The organism is Mucilaginibacter sp. UYNi724 (assembly GCF_054057495.1).
In genome coordinates this window covers 185,864-203,849 of record NZ_JBSRZI010000002.1, presented here as the reverse complement: position 1 = coordinate 203,849, position 17,986 = coordinate 185,864, and the positions used below count along the sequence as shown (strand labels likewise).

10 protein-coding genes are annotated in these 17,986 nt (G+C 43.4%); 1 reads left to right on the top strand and 9 read right to left on the bottom strand.

Translation table 11 applies throughout. From position 1 onward, the window contains the following. Positions 1-231 precede the first annotated feature (231 nt). Entirely contained in the window at positions 232-1,176 is a 945-nt protein-coding gene (locus ACVW0P_RS03710) for an ion channel (RefSeq protein WP_457130885.1), read from the top strand. Here the strand turns inward: ACVW0P_RS03710 and ACVW0P_RS03705 are convergent, their stop codons facing one another. The 9 genes from ACVW0P_RS03705 to ACVW0P_RS03665 form a co-directional block, all read right to left on the bottom strand. Beyond that, complete coding sequence (locus ACVW0P_RS03705; RefSeq protein WP_457130884.1) at positions 1,177-1,992, bottom strand: SDR family oxidoreductase; 816 nt, start codon at positions 1,990-1,992, stop codon at positions 1,177-1,179. It abuts the gene before it with no gap. Continuing rightward, entirely contained in the window at positions 1,976-2,815 is an 840-nt protein-coding gene (locus tag ACVW0P_RS03700) for a glycosyltransferase family 2 protein (protein WP_457130883.1), read from the bottom strand. The genes ACVW0P_RS03705 and ACVW0P_RS03700 overlap by 17 nt, the downstream gene beginning before the upstream one ends. Before the next feature lie 3 nt (positions 2,816-2,818). Further along, positions 2,819-3,436: a recombination mediator RecR gene (gene recR / locus ACVW0P_RS03695; RefSeq protein WP_457130882.1), complete on the bottom strand. Its 618-nt coding sequence runs from the start codon at positions 3,434-3,436 to the stop codon at positions 2,819-2,821. A gap of 350 nt (positions 3,437-3,786) precedes the next feature. Then, positions 3,787-6,150 (bottom strand): ABC transporter permease, encoded by a 2,364-nt coding sequence (locus ACVW0P_RS03690; protein ID WP_457130881.1) that lies wholly within the window; start codon positions 6,148-6,150, stop codon positions 3,787-3,789. A gap of 338 nt (positions 6,151-6,488) precedes the next feature. Beyond that, on the bottom strand, positions 6,489-8,960 hold the full coding sequence (locus tag ACVW0P_RS03685) for an ABC transporter permease (RefSeq protein WP_457130880.1): 2,472 nt from the start codon (positions 8,958-8,960) through the stop codon (positions 6,489-6,491). A 74-nt stretch (positions 8,961-9,034) separates the two neighbouring features. After that, positions 9,035-11,458, bottom strand: coding sequence for an ABC transporter permease (locus ACVW0P_RS03680; RefSeq protein WP_457130879.1), 2,424 nt, complete (start codon positions 11,456-11,458; stop codon positions 9,035-9,037). A 101-nt stretch (positions 11,459-11,559) separates the two neighbouring features. Then, complete coding sequence (locus ACVW0P_RS03675) at positions 11,560-13,968, bottom strand: ABC transporter permease (RefSeq protein WP_457130878.1); 2,409 nt, start codon at positions 13,966-13,968, stop codon at positions 11,560-11,562. A gap of 206 nt (positions 13,969-14,174) precedes the next feature. Continuing rightward, positions 14,175-15,200, bottom strand: a complete 1,026-nt coding sequence (locus tag ACVW0P_RS03670) for a DUF4097 family beta strand repeat-containing protein (protein WP_457130877.1) — start codon at positions 15,198-15,200, stop codon at positions 14,175-14,177. Between the two features lie 186 nt (positions 15,201-15,386). Then, the gene (locus ACVW0P_RS03665) at positions 15,387-17,789 is read right to left on the bottom strand and encodes an ABC transporter permease (RefSeq protein ID WP_457130876.1); all 2,403 of its coding nucleotides are present in this window, start codon (positions 17,787-17,789) and stop codon (positions 15,387-15,389) included. Between the last annotated feature and the right edge of the window lie 197 nt (positions 17,790-17,986).

Below are 17,986 nucleotides of genomic sequence, written 5' to 3'. Positions count from 1 at the left end.
TTATAAAAAACAAAAAATGAGGTTGCCTTACGAATTCTCGTTAAGCCACCACCAATTGTTGTTTAATATTTGGACTTTCATTTTGTTAAGCAAATATGGAAATTGTTTTCACTAAAAGCAAGCATTATGATATTTTTACGGATAACAATTAGTGAATTATAGATTTAATAAATTAGCGAGTGATAGCTCCTTATTTTCTATCAGCAATTCGCTAAATGACTAATTAAAGCCATGGCCATACACAACCAGCAGATAAATCCCGAAAATGATCTTGGCTTTGGCCCGCAACCGGTGATCAAGAACCAACCGCTGATTAATAAGGATGGATCTGTAAATGTAAAGCGACGTGGCCTCTCCCGCTTTAATACCGCCGACAATTACCACACCCTTATCAAAATGAGTTGGGGTAAGTTTTGGGTGGTGGTACTAAGTGGTTATTTAGTAGCCAACCTGATCTTCGCTTCGATTTATGTGTTGATAGGCATGGATAGCCTTGACGGTGCAAGCGGCAATAGCCTTGGCAGCCATTTTTTGGATGCGTTTTTCTTTTCGGCACAAACCATATCTACGGTTGGTTACGGGCACATCAGTCCGCGGGGTGTGGTAGCTAATAGCGTGGCGGCCTTTGAATCTATGATAGGCTTGCTGGCATTTGCTTTAGCTACGGGTTTACTTTACGGGCGTTTTTCGAAGCCATCGGCAAAAATAGTTTATAGCGAAAATCTATTGGTATCGCCCTATAAAGAGAACGGTCGTGGGTTGATGTTCCGCCTGGCTAACATCCGTAAAAATGTATTGATAGACCTGGATGTAGAAGTTATCTTCTCCTACAACGAGTTTGTAGATGGTAAAACAATCCGCCGCTTTTTCCCGCTGGAACTTGAACGTAAATATGTGAGCCTGCTTACGCTCAATTGGACGGTAGTGCACCCGCTTGACGCCAACAGCCCGCTAATAGATATTTCATTTGAAGACATGGAAACTTACCAGGCAACCTTTGCCGTATTACTAAAAGCTTTTGATGACACCTTTTCGCAAACGGTGCATTCACGTACCTCTTACACCGCGCAGGATATGGTTTGGAACGCCAAATTTATACCAATGTTTAACCGCGACGAAGAAGGCCGGATAGAATTGGATATGAGTAAGGTTGGTGAGTTTGAAATGATCGGATAGCTATTTAAGCAACGCATTCTTTTCTCTCGCGAAAACTTTAAATACCTGCTTATCCAAAAAGGCAGGAAGGAACTTGCTTAAAAATACCGTTAGCTTTCCCTGAAAGGTCATGATCAAAGTAAGTTCGCGGTTTTCTATACCGTTGACTATGAGGCGGGCAACCTCTGCCGCCGGCATCATTTTATCTTCTTCAAGCGTGCTTTCGCCCTGTGGCTTTCCGTTTTTATCAAGGGCTGTATTACGGATATTGGTTGAGGTAAAACCCGGGCAGGCCACCATTATGTGTACGCCCGTACGCAGGTTTTCTACCCGCAGGGCATCCAGGAAGCCGTTCATGGCATATTTGGATGCCGAATATCCGGCACGGCCCGGCAGGCCTTTATAACCGGCAATAGATGATACCCCTACTATGCTGCCACGTGTCTTAACTATCTCTGGCAGGGCATATTTTGTACAGTAAACCGTTCCCCAAAAATTAACGTCCATCAAGCTTTTCATTACCTGCAGGTCTACATCTTTGAAAAGGGCCCGCATGGAGATACCCGCATTATTTATCAGGATATCGATATGCCCGAAGGTTAGTTTAGCTTGTTTGACAAGGGCGGCGCAATCTTCCTCAACCGTCACATCGCATTGTACGGCTATGGCTTTGATATTGTATTGGGCTTGCAGGTCTTGCGCTATACCGCATAGGGTAACGTATTGGCGGGCGGCCAAAACCAGATTTGCACCACGCAAGGCAAATTCGATAGCGAGCGCCTTGCCTATCCCTGAAGAAGCACCGGTGATAATTACAACCTTATCTTTCAATTTCATATTTCGGGGCGAAGATCTGCGGAATGCCAGGTATTTTAATTTCCGGCATATGCAATAAATACTTCGCGGCGAATATAATCATAGCGCCATAAAAACTTTTGATGTAAGCCCAGCCAAATTTTGTGTTTGGCTGATTTTTAAAGTTTAGGATATAGGTTTTGGGGAAGTAATAGTTTTTATATCCCGCCAGGCGGATGCGGAACGACAAGTCTATATCATGCCCAAATGCTGCCAAACGCTCGTCCAGAAGGCCTATTTTAATTAATACAGATCTGCGTAACAGCATGAAAGCACCGTTTATAACATCTACCTCGGTAGTAGCAAATTCTTCGTCCGCTACCCAGTTATCATCGGTTTTGTAAAGTCGCGATTTTGGGAAGTATTTAGCAAGGCCGGTAAGTTTCAACAAACCACCCCAGGCACGTGAAAAGCCAACGCGCGATTCGGGAAGGAATTTGCCGCGGGGACTAAGCATCCGTACGCCAACACCACCGGCATCTGCATGGGCATCCATAAATTCAACAGCATGCTCCAAAGTTTTTTTGCCGCTTATTGTATCCGCATTGACCAATAAAACATACTCTCCTGATGCTTTTTCAATGCCTTGGTTCCGGGCTTTTGCCATACCCATAGGGCGTTCATTTTGGATTAAGCTAACTTCAGGAAACTCATTTTGTACCATCGTAACTGACTTGTCTGTCGATGCATTGTCAATCACAATCACCTCATGATCAATATGTTTACAAGCCCTAATTAGAGTAGCTAAGGCCTGTTTTAAGAAAGAGCAGGTATTGTAATTAACTACAACTATAGAAAGTTTCATAAGCTATCGGGATAATGAATTTTCGTACGGCACACGGGTTACAATAGACCGTCCTAACGTAATCTCGTCTACGTACTCTAATTCACCTCCAAAAGCTATGCCACGGGCTATAGTTGAGATATTTATTGCAAATTGTTTTAATCGTTTATGCAGGTAAAAGATGGTGGTATCTCCCTCCATAGTGGCGCTTAAGGCAAATATTACTTCTTTAACCATACCATCCTTTAATCTTTCTACAAGCGAATCTACCTGTAAATCTGCGGGCCCAATGCCATCCATAGGGGAGATTAATCCGCCCAAAACATGATAGACGCCGTTGTATTGGTTAGTATTTTCAATAGCCATCACATCGCGTGTATCTTCTACTACGCATATCAAAGTATGATCGCGTTTGTGGGACGTACAGATCTCGCAGATCTTTTGATCAGATATGTTGTGGCAAGTTTGGCAAAACTGGATCTCGTTACGCAATTTGCTTATTGCTGTACTAAATTTATGCACCTCTTCCTTATCCCTGTTCAGTAAATGCAACACTAAGCGCAAGGCGGTTTTTTGGCCCACGCCCGGTAATTTTGCAAATTCGGAAACAGCATCCTCCAGCAACTTAGATGAAAAATTCATGCTGCGAATTTAATGATTTTGAGCGATGCTACATAGATCTCATCACCCGAATTAACTACTGTCCCACTTTTTGTATTATAAAAGCGAGACACTAACGCAATTCGCTGTAAATCAAATAAATACAAAATATAGAAAATCAACTCATGTTAAAGTTATACTTTATAATATTTATATAAACAACTATATTACAGCTATTAATAATATTTTATACCCTTGTTCTATTTCTAAAAAAACGGTACACCGTGGGACACCCCGAGACAGCACCATTTTTTTTACCAACTTTGGTCTAAAAAGACTTAAAATACTAACCTTAAATCCCATCTCCGGGACAGGAATCACTATTTAGTGCATTATTCGCTCCGCAAGTTTTTAACCGGGTTAACCCAGGCTGCTTTGATGGCTTGCCAGCTTACGGCAACCAGGCATAAAGCTATGCTTAAAAAAAGTGTCGCCACAAAAACCCAGATATTAAAGCCTGTATGGTATGTGTATGATTTAAGCCATTGATTGATATTATACCAACTTATAGCCGCCCCTATCACAAAGGATATCAGCACCAGTTTCACAAACTCCTGTGATAGTTTTAACCATAAACCGGCGGTACCTGCACCCAGTATTTTACGGATACTGATCTCCTTACCGCGGCGCTCGGCCGAGAATGAGGCCAATCCAAAAAGGCCAAGGCAGGATATGACTATAGCCAGGCAGGTAAACATTATCGCCATGGTGCCCAATTGCTGTTCGCTTTTAAATTTTTGAGCGAAGCTTTCGTCGGTAAACTTATAGTCGAAAGGGTAATAGGGATTGTACTTACGGTAAATATCCTGTAACAGACCCAGGTTTTTTGATACAGAATTTGCAGGGTTAAGCCGTAAGCCAATATTCCCTATCCATCCTTTTGTAAAACCAATAATGGTAGGTTTAACAGCATCGTACGGCGAACCCCAAACAAAGTTTTTAACTACACCTATAACAGTGCGCTCGGCGTTCATCCAGGTTATTTTTTGCCCAACCGGGTCATTTAAACGCATCAGGTGTACAGCAGCCTCGTTCAAAACAACTGCGGTAGAGTCTGACGGGCGGTCTGCAGCAAAATCGCGGCCTTGTATAATCTTTATCTGGTAGGTGTTCAGCATGTGGTAAGTAACCGCTATACAATCTATCGGGATCTTATCCTCTCCCGGCAATTGGCCAGGCCATTTATTTTTCCATGTGGCGCTGGTTAAAGTGGTAATGGGTTCTGAGATACTGGCGGCATCAGTAATTGCACCGGTGCTGATGGCATCTTGCCTAAAGCTTTCAAATTTATCGTACATGGCACCGTCTACCGGTAATTCGATAAGGCCGCTGCGGTTATAGCCTATGGGTAGACCTTTGATATAATTGATTTGCCGGTACACAAAAATACTTGATACAATTAAACATGTGGCAAAAGTAAATTGTACAACAACCAAAACCTGGCGAGGCTTAACGGTGGCGTTAATATTGGCAAAATGCCCCTTTAATACTTTAACAGGGTTAAACGATGATAAAAACAACGCCGGATAGCTGCCTGCAAATAAACCAGTCAATACGGTTACTGTTAATGCAACTACCCATGCCCATAAGTTGCTGTAAGGTATGTTTAGCTGTATGCCAATGATGTTTTTAAAAACCGGCATCAGTATAATGACCAACATCAATGAAATAGCGAGCGCCACAAATGCCATCAATAACGATTCGCCCATAAACTGCTGTATCAGGGTGATGCGGCGGGCGCCGATGGCTTTGCGGATCCCTACTTCCCTTGCCCGCCGCTCTGACCGGGCGGTAGACAGGTTCATGAAATTTATACAGGCTATTAACAAGATGCCAATGGCCAGAAAAAAGAATAAGCGCGCATAATCTATACTGCCACCCACGTTTACGCCGTTTTTGAAATTGCCGCGAAGGTGAAGGTCGGTAAACGGGTAAATAAATAATTTAACCTGTTTATCTGCCGGGAAGTGCTCGCCTATGAGGTTCTTTATCTTTACATTGACAGACGTGGCCGATGCACCCGGTTTCAATAGTACGTAGGTTGCATAACCGTAATTGTCCCAGTTTTCGCCTTTTAACCAGGGCTGTTGCGAAAGGAATGCATCCCACGGGATAATAACCTTAAAAGTAAAACTGGAGTTGGGGTTATCTTTGATAACCGCGCTAACCTTCATGGGGAACTGGTTGCCAAATTTCACCACCTGCCCTACCGGGTCTTTATTACCAAATATCGCTTTAGCGCTTGATTCCATCAGCACAATAGAGGTTGGATCTGTCAAGGCACTGCTTTTGTTTCCCTGCGTAAAATCGAAACTAAACATATTGAGTATGTCCGGATCAACCGCTACCGTATTAAATTTTAGACCCTTGTCTTTATAAAATATCGTAATATCTTTTGCTTCGTTTATGCGGGCAGCATTGGCTATTTCGGGGTAATCTTTTCTAAGCACACCTGCAAGCAGCTGGGGCGTAAACCACTTTGTCTGTATTTCGCCGTTACCTGGCTGATTTTTAAATACCTGGTACAGCCTGTCGCCATTAACATTGAATTTATCAACGCTGTATTCATTGTAAACATATAGCAGCAGCATAAAACTCACAGCCATGCCAATTGCAAGCCCGCCAATATTGATAAACGACGATATTTTGTTCCTGATCAGGTTACGCCAGGCTATTTTAAAGTAATTTTTCAACATATGGTAAGGGTTGTTTAATACCACAATATCAACACTCTAAATGTTAAATTATAATTTTTAACATTAGTTAACAGCCACACCCAAACCGTCTTCAAAGGAGAGGCCTTAAAAATAAAAAAAGCGACGGGTGTAAGCCCATCGCTGTTAATTAAATTTTGCGATGTTAAACATCTGCCAGTATAATTCACTCACCCCGCGACGCTACGCGCGCGACCCTCTCTCCGCAAGCGGAAAGAGGGCAAGAATTTTCTATTATTCCTTCTTTGCGAAGCAGAGAGGCATGTCGTGCGAAGCAATGACAGGGTGAGTAAACTATGCGCAATGCAACACTAACTAACCTATTCGCTTCTTAAACTCCTTACCGGGTTGGCTACCGCCGCTTTTACGGTTTGGAGGCTTAGGGTGAACAAGGCGGCTGTAAGCATCCCCGCCCCACTCAGCGCGAAGATCCACCAGCTGATGGTGGTACGGTCGGCAAAGTTTTCCATCCATTTATGCATAGCCCAATACGCTATCGGCGTTACCAGTACAAAGGCCAAAACGATAAGCCAGATCAATTCGGTTGATAACAGGGTTACGATCTGCGTTACAGATGCCCCTAATACCTTGCGTACGCCAATTTCCTTGGTACGCAGGGTTGTGGTGTATATAGCCAGGCCCAACAAGCCCAGGCAGCTAATAAAGATAGATAAGCCGGTTGCCCACGTTAGTAGTTTCGAGGTATTCTGCTCGGCTGTGTAAAACTTGGCTATGTCTTCGTCATAAAAATTATACTCAAAGTCATCCTCGGGGTAAATTTCTTTCCAGGCCCTTTCTACACTGGCAATTGCTTTTTTCCATTCGTTGCCACCGGCAGTTTCGGGCTTTAAGGCCAGGTGAAAAGTGCGGCTGTTCCATTTATTGTGGCTGGGTATCAATAGCGTAAGGGGCTTTATTGGCGAGTGTAACGAGCGTTGATAAAAATCGGCTGTCACGCCAATTATCTCCGCTTTCTTATCTCCGTAATCTATCAGTTTACCAATGGCATCACCGGGGTTACGGAAACCCAATATTTTAGCATAGGTGTTATTGATAACAAAACCACCGCCCCCGATTGTGTCTGATGCTTTTAAGTTGCGCCCGGCCAGCAACTTTATCTGGTAAACTTTAAGATAATTCTCGTCGGCATATTTTAGCTGCAGGTCTGTTTTAATCTCCTTTTTGCCATCTTTATAAGTTACTTCGGTAGAATTTGTGTTGCCGGATGATGGTGGCGATCCGCCTATGCTTATCCGTTCAATCTGCGGGATAGCGCTTATCTTATCCATAAATACCTGTTGTTTATCGGTATTTACCTGCTTGTAGGGGGTAGACATATTTACAATGGCATCCTTTTTAAAGCCAAGATCTTTATGCAGCGCGTAATAGATCTGCTTACTTACCAGGATGGTTGCCATAATGAAGAACTGCGCTATCACAAACTGCGTAACCGTTAACGATTTGCGCAACCACGCCGTACGCGATCTGCTGCCGGCCTGCACCTGGTTCTTCAAAACGTCGACAGGCTTGTATCCCGACAACATAAGTGCAGGATAAAAACCTGACAGTAAGCTAACCAATACTACCAGCACCAAAAGGAAAACAAATAAGTCGGGCTGATGAAGATAATTTACGGTTATTCCTTTTGGTATAAAATCGGCAAAAAGCTTTAATATCATCGGTGCAAGGCCTATAGATATAATAACCGCGAAAAGTGTAATTAGGAAAGTTTCGCTTAAAAACTGAGAAATTAGCTGGCCGCGTGTACTGCCCATGGTTTTACGGATGCCAATTTCTTTGGCGCGTTGCGATGCCTGGGCGGTGGTAAGGTTTATAAAGTTGATACAGCCTAATATTAACAGAAAAGCGGCGATAACCAGCAGGCCATATAAAGTTGTTTTATTGGCTGTACGTTCTCCGTCGAGGCCGCCATATACCTGGTCGAAGTGGATGTCTTGCAGCGGTTGCAGATGAAAGCCCTGTGTGTTGCCCTTGCTTTGTGGCGTTGGTGGGTTATGTTTTGTAAGCATCGCGTTCAATTGCTTTTCTACTTTCGCTGCCGATGCCTTTGGCGATAGTTTTATAAATAATTGCGATGCCGAGTTTGTATTTCCCCATTGCGTAACGGGGAAATTATCTTTTAGGAAATGGTTGGTGGTACCGGTTATGTACGATATAAAATCGTGGTAATTAAAATCGGTACGTTGTTTCAAAGGCTCTATAATACCGCTAACGGTAGTTTTTATGGAATCGTCGTAAATCACTTCCCTGCCTATCATCTCGCCATACTTAAACTTAGGGAAATAGATTTTGGCCTGTTTTGTTGTCAGCACTACCTGGTTTGGCGCTTTAAGCGCTGTTTTTGCCGATCCGACAAGCCATTTATAATCGATGAGGTTAAAGTAATGCTCTTCAACAAAAATAACACCTATCTGCTTTTTAATTTTACTATCCGCGACAGACGCTTTTGGGATTATCACTGCTGTTTGACCGTATATAAAAAAGGGCGCAATTTGGTCAATCCCCGTAGCTTCAATTGTTAAAGCGGGTGGTAGTGCCATGGTTACACCACTATTATGGCCAACTTCTCCGGAGTAGGAAAAATCTGTGGTGACCCGATAAATACGGTCGCTATCCTTATGGAACTGATCGAATGTAAAATCAAAATGGACAATGAGGTATATCACTAGGGCGGCACTGATGCCTATCGATAAGCCTACAATGTTGATCAGGGTAAACAACTTGTGTTTCCTGAAGCCCCTAAACGCGATTTTAAAATAATTTTTGATCATCAACAGCAGATTAAATGATTATATGATTTAACAGATTCTATTTCTTAATTCCTGACTCCTGATATCTTGTCTCCCTACTCGCTTTTCAAACTCTTTACCGGGTTAGCCAACGCGGCTTTTATAGATTGGAAGCTGATGGTAATAAACGCGATAACCATTGCCCCTGCCCCTGCCGATGCGATGATCCACCATTTGATGCCATCGCGGTAAGCAAAACCCGATAGCCATTGCTGCATGGCAAACCATGCAAGCGGCGACGCTATCAGGATAGATATTACCACCAGTTTTATAAAATCTTTAGAGAGCATACCTACTATGATAGATACGTTGGCGCCCAATACCTTACGGATGCCTATTTCTTTGGTGCGCTGCTCTGCAGCGTAAGCAGCCAGGCCAAATAGGCCAAGGCAGGCTATCACTATTGCCATGGTAGTGAACGAAACGAAGATCTTCCCGATGCGCTGCTCAGTGCGGTAAGTGGCGTCAAATTCCTCGTCCATAAATGAATACTGGAACGGCATATTTGGCGACACAGACTGCCATTTGCTTTTTATTTGGGCGATAAGGCCTGTAATATCCGCGGTGTTTACCTGTACGGATAATGCGTCTGTATTGGTTGTAAGCTCAAACACCAACGGGGTAACATTCTCGCGCAGCGAATTGAAATTAAAATCCTTAACCACGCCAACTATATGCACCTGTTTTAGTATTGATGCTTTTTGATCCATCGGCAGGTAAAGTTCTTTACCTATTGGGTTGGCAAACCCAAGTTGTCGCGCGGCAGATTCATTGATCATTACAGAAGCCGAATCGGTAGACATTTCTTTAGAAAAGTTACGGCCGGCAGCAATTTTCATCCTCATAGTTGAGATATAATCGTTATCCACTCCCCAAAACTGGGTAGATAAAGCGGTTTTGGCATCGCGTGCCTGGCTGGTAAAAAAAGTGGTGCTGTTGCGGTAATTAGCGGTTGGTATAAAACCGCTTAGTGTAGCATTTTTAACACCCGGCAAACGTTTCAGTTCTTCTTTTAACACTTTGGCTTGGTCATTTAAAGTACCTGTTCCTTTTATGATAAGCACGTGGTCGCGATTGTAGCCAAGGTCTTTATTCTGGATGTACTTAAGCTGATTGTAGATCACCATGGTACCGATGATCAAAAAGATAGATATTGAAAACTGGAACACCACCAAGAAACTGCGCAAAAAACCGCCTTTAAAGCCCGATGCCAGTTTGCCCTTTAATACATCGATAGGTTGGAAAGCCGATAAGAAAAACGCGGGGTATGAACCTGCAAGCCCGCCTATAACCAACACACCAACCAGCAAGACCGGCACCAACCATATGAAAGTTTGTGCGGTAAAAGCTAATTCTTTACCCGATGTATCGTTAAAATATGGCAGCAATGCCCACGCGGCAACAACACCTATCACCGTGGCTATAAAGGTTACGATAACAGACTCTGACAAAAACTGCATGATGAGCATTTTTCGTGGCGAGCCAAGCACCTTGCGTACCCCAACTTCCTTAGCACGGTTTGATGAACGGGCGGTGCTCAGGTTCATGAAATTTACGCAGGCTATCAGCAATATAAATATCGCTACAGCCAAAAAGATATACACGTACTGAATGTTGCTATTATTGCCCAACTCGCCTATCCTGTTTGATTTGAGGTGGATATCATTTAATGGGGTAAGGTTCATTTTAAAATAACTGCCCGTTTTCAAAAACTGATCGTAACTCATGCGGATAGCAGGCTCTAACTGGGCGCCGACATACTTCCTCACCATGTTTGGGAACTTCGCCTCTAAGGTATTAGGGTTTGCGCCCGGTCTTAGCAATACGTATGTATTGTAATTATTGCTTAACCAGTTATCTGTTTTACTATCTTCCAACGATATCATGGACAAGTAAATACCAAACCTGAAGTGCGATTGCGTTGGGATGTCTTTGATAACCCCTGTTACTTTAAAGTTCAGCGTATCGTTCATCACCAGGGTTTTGCCAACCGCGTTGGTGGTGTTAAAATATTTTTTGGCGATGGTCTGGTTAATTACCACGCTGTTTGGCGATTTTAAGGCAGTGTTGGGGTCGCCCTGGATCATAGGCAGGGTAAACACACTAAACAAGTCAGGGTCGGCATAAACAATGTTTTCTTCCTGTACGTTTTGGTCGCCTTTGCGAATTTTGTAATCGCCATGAATCCGCAAACGCACGGTTTTTTCTACTTCCGGTAAATCGGCCAGAAAAGCAGCTGCCAATGGCGCAGGACTTTGGGCGAACGAACGGTCGCTGCCACCAAATTTGATGTCGTTGTTTACGCGGTAAATGCGGTCTATTTTAGTGTTGAACTTATCGTACCCCAACTCATCTATCACATAGAAAACAATAAGCATGCAAACACACAAACCCATTGCAAGGCCCAAAACGTTGATAATGGTGAAGCCCTTGTTCTTTTTCAGGCTCCTGTAAGCCGTTTTTAAATAATTTCTAAACATTATATATGATTTAAGGTTCATAGATCATAGTTGATAGTTCATAGCATAAGCAATTAACCGCCAACTAAGGCCTAATCTCTAATTAACTGGTCTCTGATTCACTACTCGCTGCGCAAGCTTTTTACCGGGTTGGCCAATGCCGCCTTAACCGATTGAAAGCTTACCGTTATAAATGCTACCATTAGGGCAAGTGCGCCTGCCACTACAAACACCCACCAGTGGATCTCTACCCGGTAAGCAAATTCCTGGAGCCATTTGTGCATGGCGTACCAGGTTATAGGTACCGCTATAATAATAGACAAGCTAACCAATTTCAAAAACTGTGCAGATAACATCCCGGTGATACTGCCGGAAGATGCGCCCAGTACCTTACGGATACCGATCTCTTTTACCCTTTGGCGGATACTGAATGCAGATAAACCAAACAACCCTAAACTTGCTATGACAACCGCCAGTATGGCAAATGAAGTAAATATTTTACCTGTGCGTGCCTCATTAACGTAAAGCTGCGCGAACTGGTCGTCCAGGAAGGTGTAGCTAAACGGACTATCGGCATGATAATCGGCCCATTGTTGTTTGATGTCTGATAGTAAACCAGCTACCTCAGCGGTTTTTACTTTTACCATCACAGCGCCGTTGCTGTGGCCGTAAAGCATCATCAAAGGGGCTATTTTTTCTTTGGCTGATGAGTAATGGAAATCTTTAACCACCCCCACTATAGTAAACTCATGCTGGCCCGACCTTACAATAGTTTTGCCTATCGGGTCGGCCTTTATGCCCAGTTCCTTAACGGTTGTTTCGTTCACAATTACGGCTGATGAATCTCCGGGGGACGCGGGCGAAAAATTACGGCCCGCCGCCATTTTCATCCCCATGGTTGGAAGATAGCTATCATCGATATGATATATTGCAGCGTGGATCTCGCTGTGTGCCGCATCGGCAGTGGTTGATTTCAGGTAGATCTGTGTGCCATCGCTTGTGCGTATGGGTACATCACTGGATATAGTGGCGTTTACCACCTGCTTATTTTGTAACAGTTGGTTCTTAAATGGCTCCAGGTTATTTTTTAAAGTGTAGGTGTCGTTAATAACCAATATCTGTTCTTTATCGTAACCCAGCTTTTGGTTTTGCATATAATGCAACTGCTGGTAAACGATGATGGTACCGATGATGAACATGGTTGATATGGCAAACTGGAAAACGATGAGCCCGCTGCGTAACACGCTTTTGCTGTTTTGCGAATTGGTATTGCCCTTTAGCACACTCAATATCTTAAATGATGAGATAAAGAACGCCGGGTAAATACCAGCTGCTACACCAACTATCAAGGCAATAAGCAATTCGATAAGTAAAGCTTTATAATTTAAATAGAACTGAATGGTGGTGTTTTTGCCCGCAACATCGTTAAAGTACGGCAGCAACAGGTAAACCATAACCAAAGCAAAAACCATTGCCATAAGGGTGAGCATGATCGACTCTGCTAAAAACTGGTTAACCAGGCTACTTTTCAACGAACCCAACACCTTACGGATGCCTACTTCTTTTGAGCGTTTTGCAGATGCCGCTGTAGAAAGGTTGGTAAAATTGATACAAGCCAGGACGAGGATAAAAAAGGCTAATACGCCAAATATGTAAATGTAGTTAATATCGCCGTTTGCTTCGCGCTCAAATTTAGTGTGCGAGTACAGATGGATATCGGTAACTGGCTGTAAATTGAAGAGGAATGTATTGACCGATTTCTGTGCTTCAGCAAGGCTTACACCCATATCGCGCTGAATTTCGGGAACCACGTATTTGGCAACAAGTTGCGGGAATTGTGCTTCCAGCTTTTTAGGGTCGGCATTTTTGTTGAGTAACAGGTAAGTGTAGTACCCCAGGTTGCTCCAGGTTTGCTGTCTTCCGGCGGTATAAGTGATCATGCTGGTAAAACCGTCTGCATGGAAATGCGAATTATCCGGCACTTTATCAAGTACACCGGTAACTTTCATACTTTTATCGCCCACGGTCAGCATTTTGCCTAAAGCGGATGCGTCACCAAAATATTTCTTAGCCATCACTTTATTTAGTACAATAGCATTTGGTTCGGCAAGGCAGTTTTTTGCATCACCTTCTAACAAAGGGATAGAAAACACCTGCAAAAAGTTTGCATCTGCCATAGAAATATTGGTTTCTTTAAACTGCTGTGTGGCGGTTTTAACAAACAATGGGGGTAGGTTTGATAAACGTGTAAACGATGCAATTTCAGGATAAGCATTTTTCATGCCCTCGCCTACCGCAATATCTACTATCGGGTAACTATCGTTACCGGCATTGCCAATGGTAACCAGGTTTACCCGGTAAAGCTGCCTGGCATTTTTGGAATAAGTATCGTAGGTAAGCTCCTGGTACAGGTAGCCGGTAATAAGCATACAACAGGCAAGGCCAACAGCCAAACCAAACATATTTATGAACGAGAATACCTTGTTTTTAGTAAGGCTCCTCCATGCTATGAGTATATAATTCTTTATCATGATACCATGATATATCTAAAATCAATACCAAATTCATAAATCGTTAATAATCAATAATATAATATACGTACGAAACGCTTCGTGTGTTCGTTATCGTAACAACTATTGTTCGGTTATGATACAATTTATTTTCTGTAATAAATTAAAAAGCCCGGCCTCAAACTTTAAGTTTAAAGGCCGGGCTTTTTAATGACCATATCGGGTGTTTATTTTGATGATACATTAACGGTTCCATCACCACGTACTTCAACCAGTGCGCCGCCGCCATTAAGTTTGCCGTTAACACGTTCTTTCTCTTTGTTGCCTTCAAATTTGCCGTTCATGCTAAAGTTTACGTTGTTGCCACGCAGGTCAACATCCACTCCCTGGCTTGCCGGTAGTTGCAGGTCTACATGGCCCGAGTTAGCATCAATTTTAACATACTTACCTACACGCAGCATTTGGACATGCATGCTGCCCGCACTTGTTGATGCATCTACGCTGCCGCTCATGCCCATCAGGTTTACGCTACCGCCGCTTGTGCCGGTAATAATTTCACCATCTATGTTACTGCCGCGTACGCTGCCGCCGCTGGTTTTAGCATCTATAATGCCTTTAAGGTCGGTTAGGTTTAACGAACCGCCGCTGGTTTCTAAACGGATCTTGCCGCTGCAATCGCTTGCTGTAACGCTGCCCCCGCTTGTTTCCAGGTCGATATTTGGTTTACAACCCGCAACGTTGATGCTGCCGCCACTTGTTTCACCTTTAATGATGCCGGTTAGGTCTGTTGCAGAGATACTGCCACCGCTGGTTTCAAAATTTTGATCGCCAATTAGGTTTTTCAAATGCAGGCTACCACCGCTGGTGTTAAGGTTTGTAGTTGTGTTAGCATTCACATAAACTTTAAAGCCAATACTTAACGATTTGCGCCAGTTCATGTTATTCCTGCGGCTTTTTGCTGCGGCGTGCAGTTCGCCGCCATGGATATCGATATCAAGGATATAATCTTCTTCGAGGCGTTTTTTAATTTCTTCTTTGGTAAGCTGCTGGTTGTTATTACCAACTACATATACATCCACATGTGGCTGCTCGGTGCCGCCTGTTACAGATATACTGCCGCCACTGGTGTTTACAAATACTTGCTTAATGCCATCGTTAGCTAACGACCGGGTATAGTAAGGCGTTTTGCTATCCTGTGCCGATGCAATGCAAAACGGCGCTGCCATGAGTACTAAAAGGAAATACTTTTTCATAATATGTTTGAGTTTATAATAAGACCACATTTTTATTTAATAGGTTGCATGGGGGGGAGAGAAAAGTTCATAGTTGATGGTTCATAGATCATAGACGAAGTAGTTTAATAGATGGTCTTTAACACTTTTTTGTGAAAGCCTTTTCCTACTATTAACCATGAACTATCAACCATGAACCATAAAAACCTACTCGCTTTTCAGGCTCTTTACCGGATTATTTAGTGCAGCTTTTGTGGCTTGTACGCTAACCGTTGCCAATGCTACAAGGGCAGCGCCGCCGCCGGCCAGCAGGAAAACCCACCAGTTGATGTTTATTTTGTAAGCAAAATCCTGCAGCCATTTATCCATGGCAAACCAGGCTACAGGGCAGGCAATCATTGTTGCGATGATCACCAGTTTCATCAGGTCGGTGCTTAGTAAGCTTACAATATTGGCAACGCTGGCGCCGAGTACCTTGCGGATGCCTATCTCTTTTACCCTTTGCTCGGCAGTAAACGTTACCAAACCGAATAACCCAAGGCAGGCAATGCTGATAGCCAGGATGGTAAATATCAACAGGATAGTACCCTGTTTTTTTTCAGTTTGATATTGGGCGGCAAAGTTTTGGTCGAGGAAATGGAACTCGGCCTTGTTCTCAATATCAAATGTGCTGTACACTTTAGAAATATAATTTAACGACGCCTGCACGTTGCCCCTGCCAATACGGATGTATAAATTGTCTTTATCCTTTGCTTCGGCAGGAAACTCCATGGTCATAGGTGCAATTTTGTGCTGTAACGAATAGGTGTTAAAATCTTTTACAACACCAACAATGGTTTGCTCTATCACTTTGCCCTGCTGGTTAACACCCGTACGTACGCGCTTACCAACGGCATCTTTCCAGCCCAGTTCTTTTACTAAAGTTTCGTTCACCAAAATGGCATCGGTAACATCGCTGGTTATATTTTTAGAAAAATTGCGGCCGCCCGCCATCTTAATTTGCAGGGTGGGGATAAAATCCTCATCTATTTGCAGGTTTTGCACAATCTTAGATTCGGATGTGGCTTTACCATCCGGGCCAAGATTAAAATCGCCACCGCCAATATTATTGTTCCCTATCGGGTTACCGGCAACACCAACCGCTTCAATGGCCGGGTTTAGTAAAAGCTGTTGTTTAAGGGCATCTACCTTGCCGCGTACCTCGCGGTTATTAATGTGAAAGGTTAATGTTTGTGCTTTGTTAAAGCCCAGGTCGCGCTTTTGGAAATAGTTTAGTTGCTGATAAATTACGCATGAGCCGGCTATCATCACTATGGTGATCACAAACTGGAACACCACTAACGATTTCCTGAACAGGATGGTTGAGAGCTGGTTGCCCAACTGCCCCTTCATAGCCGAGATAGTTTTAAATCCAGACAGGAACAAAGCCGGATAAATACCGCTCAATACACCTGCTATCAAACTAAAGCCAGCAAATGCCGTGATAGTTTTCACCGCGCCAAACTGAAGCAGGGTAAGTGTTTTGCCGGATAGCTGGTTAAAATAAGGTAACGCGAAATGGATGATTGCTGCCGCTATTAATGTAGCGATAAAGGTAAGCAGGATACATTCGGCAAAAAACATCACCATCAGTTGTTTCCTGTCAGATCCGATCACTTTGCGCACCCCAATTTCCTTAACACGGATGGACGACCTTGCGGTAGTAAGGTTTACATAGTTAATGATAGCGATGCTAAGTATCAACAATGCGGTAATGCTGAACACGTACACATACGTGATATTGCCGTTAGAGCCCAGTTCGTAGCTTAGGTTAGACCGCAGGTGGATATCCGTTAACGGCTGCAACTGCATGGTAAACTTCATTGGGCCAAGATCGTTTTTGATGTGTTTGTTGAAAAACGCACCTCCTGCAGCTTCAATGGCTTTATAATCGTCGTGATTTTTTAGCAGCAGGTAAGTGTACAGGTTTGAGTTACCCCAGTTGCCGCCGTAACCGTTCATGTGGTCGGCGGGGAATGCACGCAAAGCTTTAAAGGTGAAGTGCGAGTTTACCGGCACATCGGCAATAACTCCCGTTACTGTTGTAGGCTGCCCTTCTACCTGGATGGTTTTATTGAGTGCTGTCGATGCATCGCCAAAAAGGTTCTCGGCCAGGGTTTTGGTTAATACGATGGTTTGCGATTTTGCCAGTGCGTTTTTTTCATCGCCATATAAAAATGGGTAACTAAATATATTAAAGATGCTATTGTCGGTAAGCAGCATGCTGCCTTCAGTAATTGTTTTATCGCCATAAGTGATTTTGCCACCACCTTCAGCATCGATCCGTACGGCATCAACCACCTGCGGGAATTCCGATTTTAGCGTAGGCGCGTAGGGAGCCGAGGTTATTGCCAGGTCAAACTTACCACCGTTCCATTGCCCGTGCTGTGCTACGCGAAAAACCCGTTCGGCTTTGGTATTGTAGCGATCATAGCTCCACTCATCAGTAACGTATAGGGTAATTAACCAAAAGGCGGCAATGCCCATGGCAAGGCCAAATATGTTTATGAAAGAAAATGCTTTGTGTTTTTGCAAGTTCCTCCATGCTATTTTAAAGTAGTTTCTGATCATGGCAATGCTGTTTGACCAGTATAAACTTAAATAAAATGCCACATATATAATAATCTAATTATCAATTAATTAGCATAATTACATATGTGGCAATACGTACGCATCTGTAACAGTGCGTGTTCGGTTACGATACAGTTGGACGAATAGAATCAAGAGCCAAGATACAAGAGTCAAGACTAAACCGTTTATCTTGACTC

What these genes read in the sequence shown, in the direction of transcription:
- ACVW0P_RS03690 (WP_457130881.1), bottom strand. Translation starts at nt 6,150, where the DNA reads ATGTTGAAAAATTACTTTAAAATAGCCTGGCGTAACCTGATCAGGAAC.
- ACVW0P_RS03705 (WP_457130884.1), bottom strand. Translation starts at nt 1,992, where the DNA reads ATGAAATTGAAAGATAAGGTTGTAATTATCACCGGTGCTTCTTCAGGG.
- ACVW0P_RS03665 (WP_457130876.1), bottom strand. Translation starts at nt 17,789, where the DNA reads ATGATCAGAAACTACTTTAAAATAGCATGGAGGAACTTGCAAAAACAC.
- ACVW0P_RS03680 (WP_457130879.1), bottom strand. Translation starts at nt 11,458, where the DNA reads ATGTTTAGAAATTATTTAAAAACGGCTTACAGGAGCCTGAAAAAGAAC.
- ACVW0P_RS03710 (WP_457130885.1), top strand. Translation starts at nt 232, where the DNA reads ATGGCCATACACAACCAGCAGATAAATCCCGAAAATGATCTTGGCTTT.
- recR (WP_457130882.1), bottom strand. Translation starts at nt 3,436, where the DNA reads ATGAATTTTTCATCTAAGTTGCTGGAGGATGCTGTTTCCGAATTTGCA.
- ACVW0P_RS03685 (WP_457130880.1), bottom strand. Translation starts at nt 8,960, where the DNA reads ATGATCAAAAATTATTTTAAAATCGCGTTTAGGGGCTTCAGGAAACAC.
- ACVW0P_RS03700 (WP_457130883.1), bottom strand. Translation starts at nt 2,815, where the DNA reads ATGAAACTTTCTATAGTTGTAGTTAATTACAATACCTGCTCTTTCTTA.
- ACVW0P_RS03675 (WP_457130878.1), bottom strand. Translation starts at nt 13,968, where the DNA reads ATGATAAAGAATTATATACTCATAGCATGGAGGAGCCTTACTAAAAAC.
- ACVW0P_RS03670 (WP_457130877.1), bottom strand. Translation starts at nt 15,200, where the DNA reads ATGAAAAAGTATTTCCTTTTAGTACTCATGGCAGCGCCGTTTTGCATT.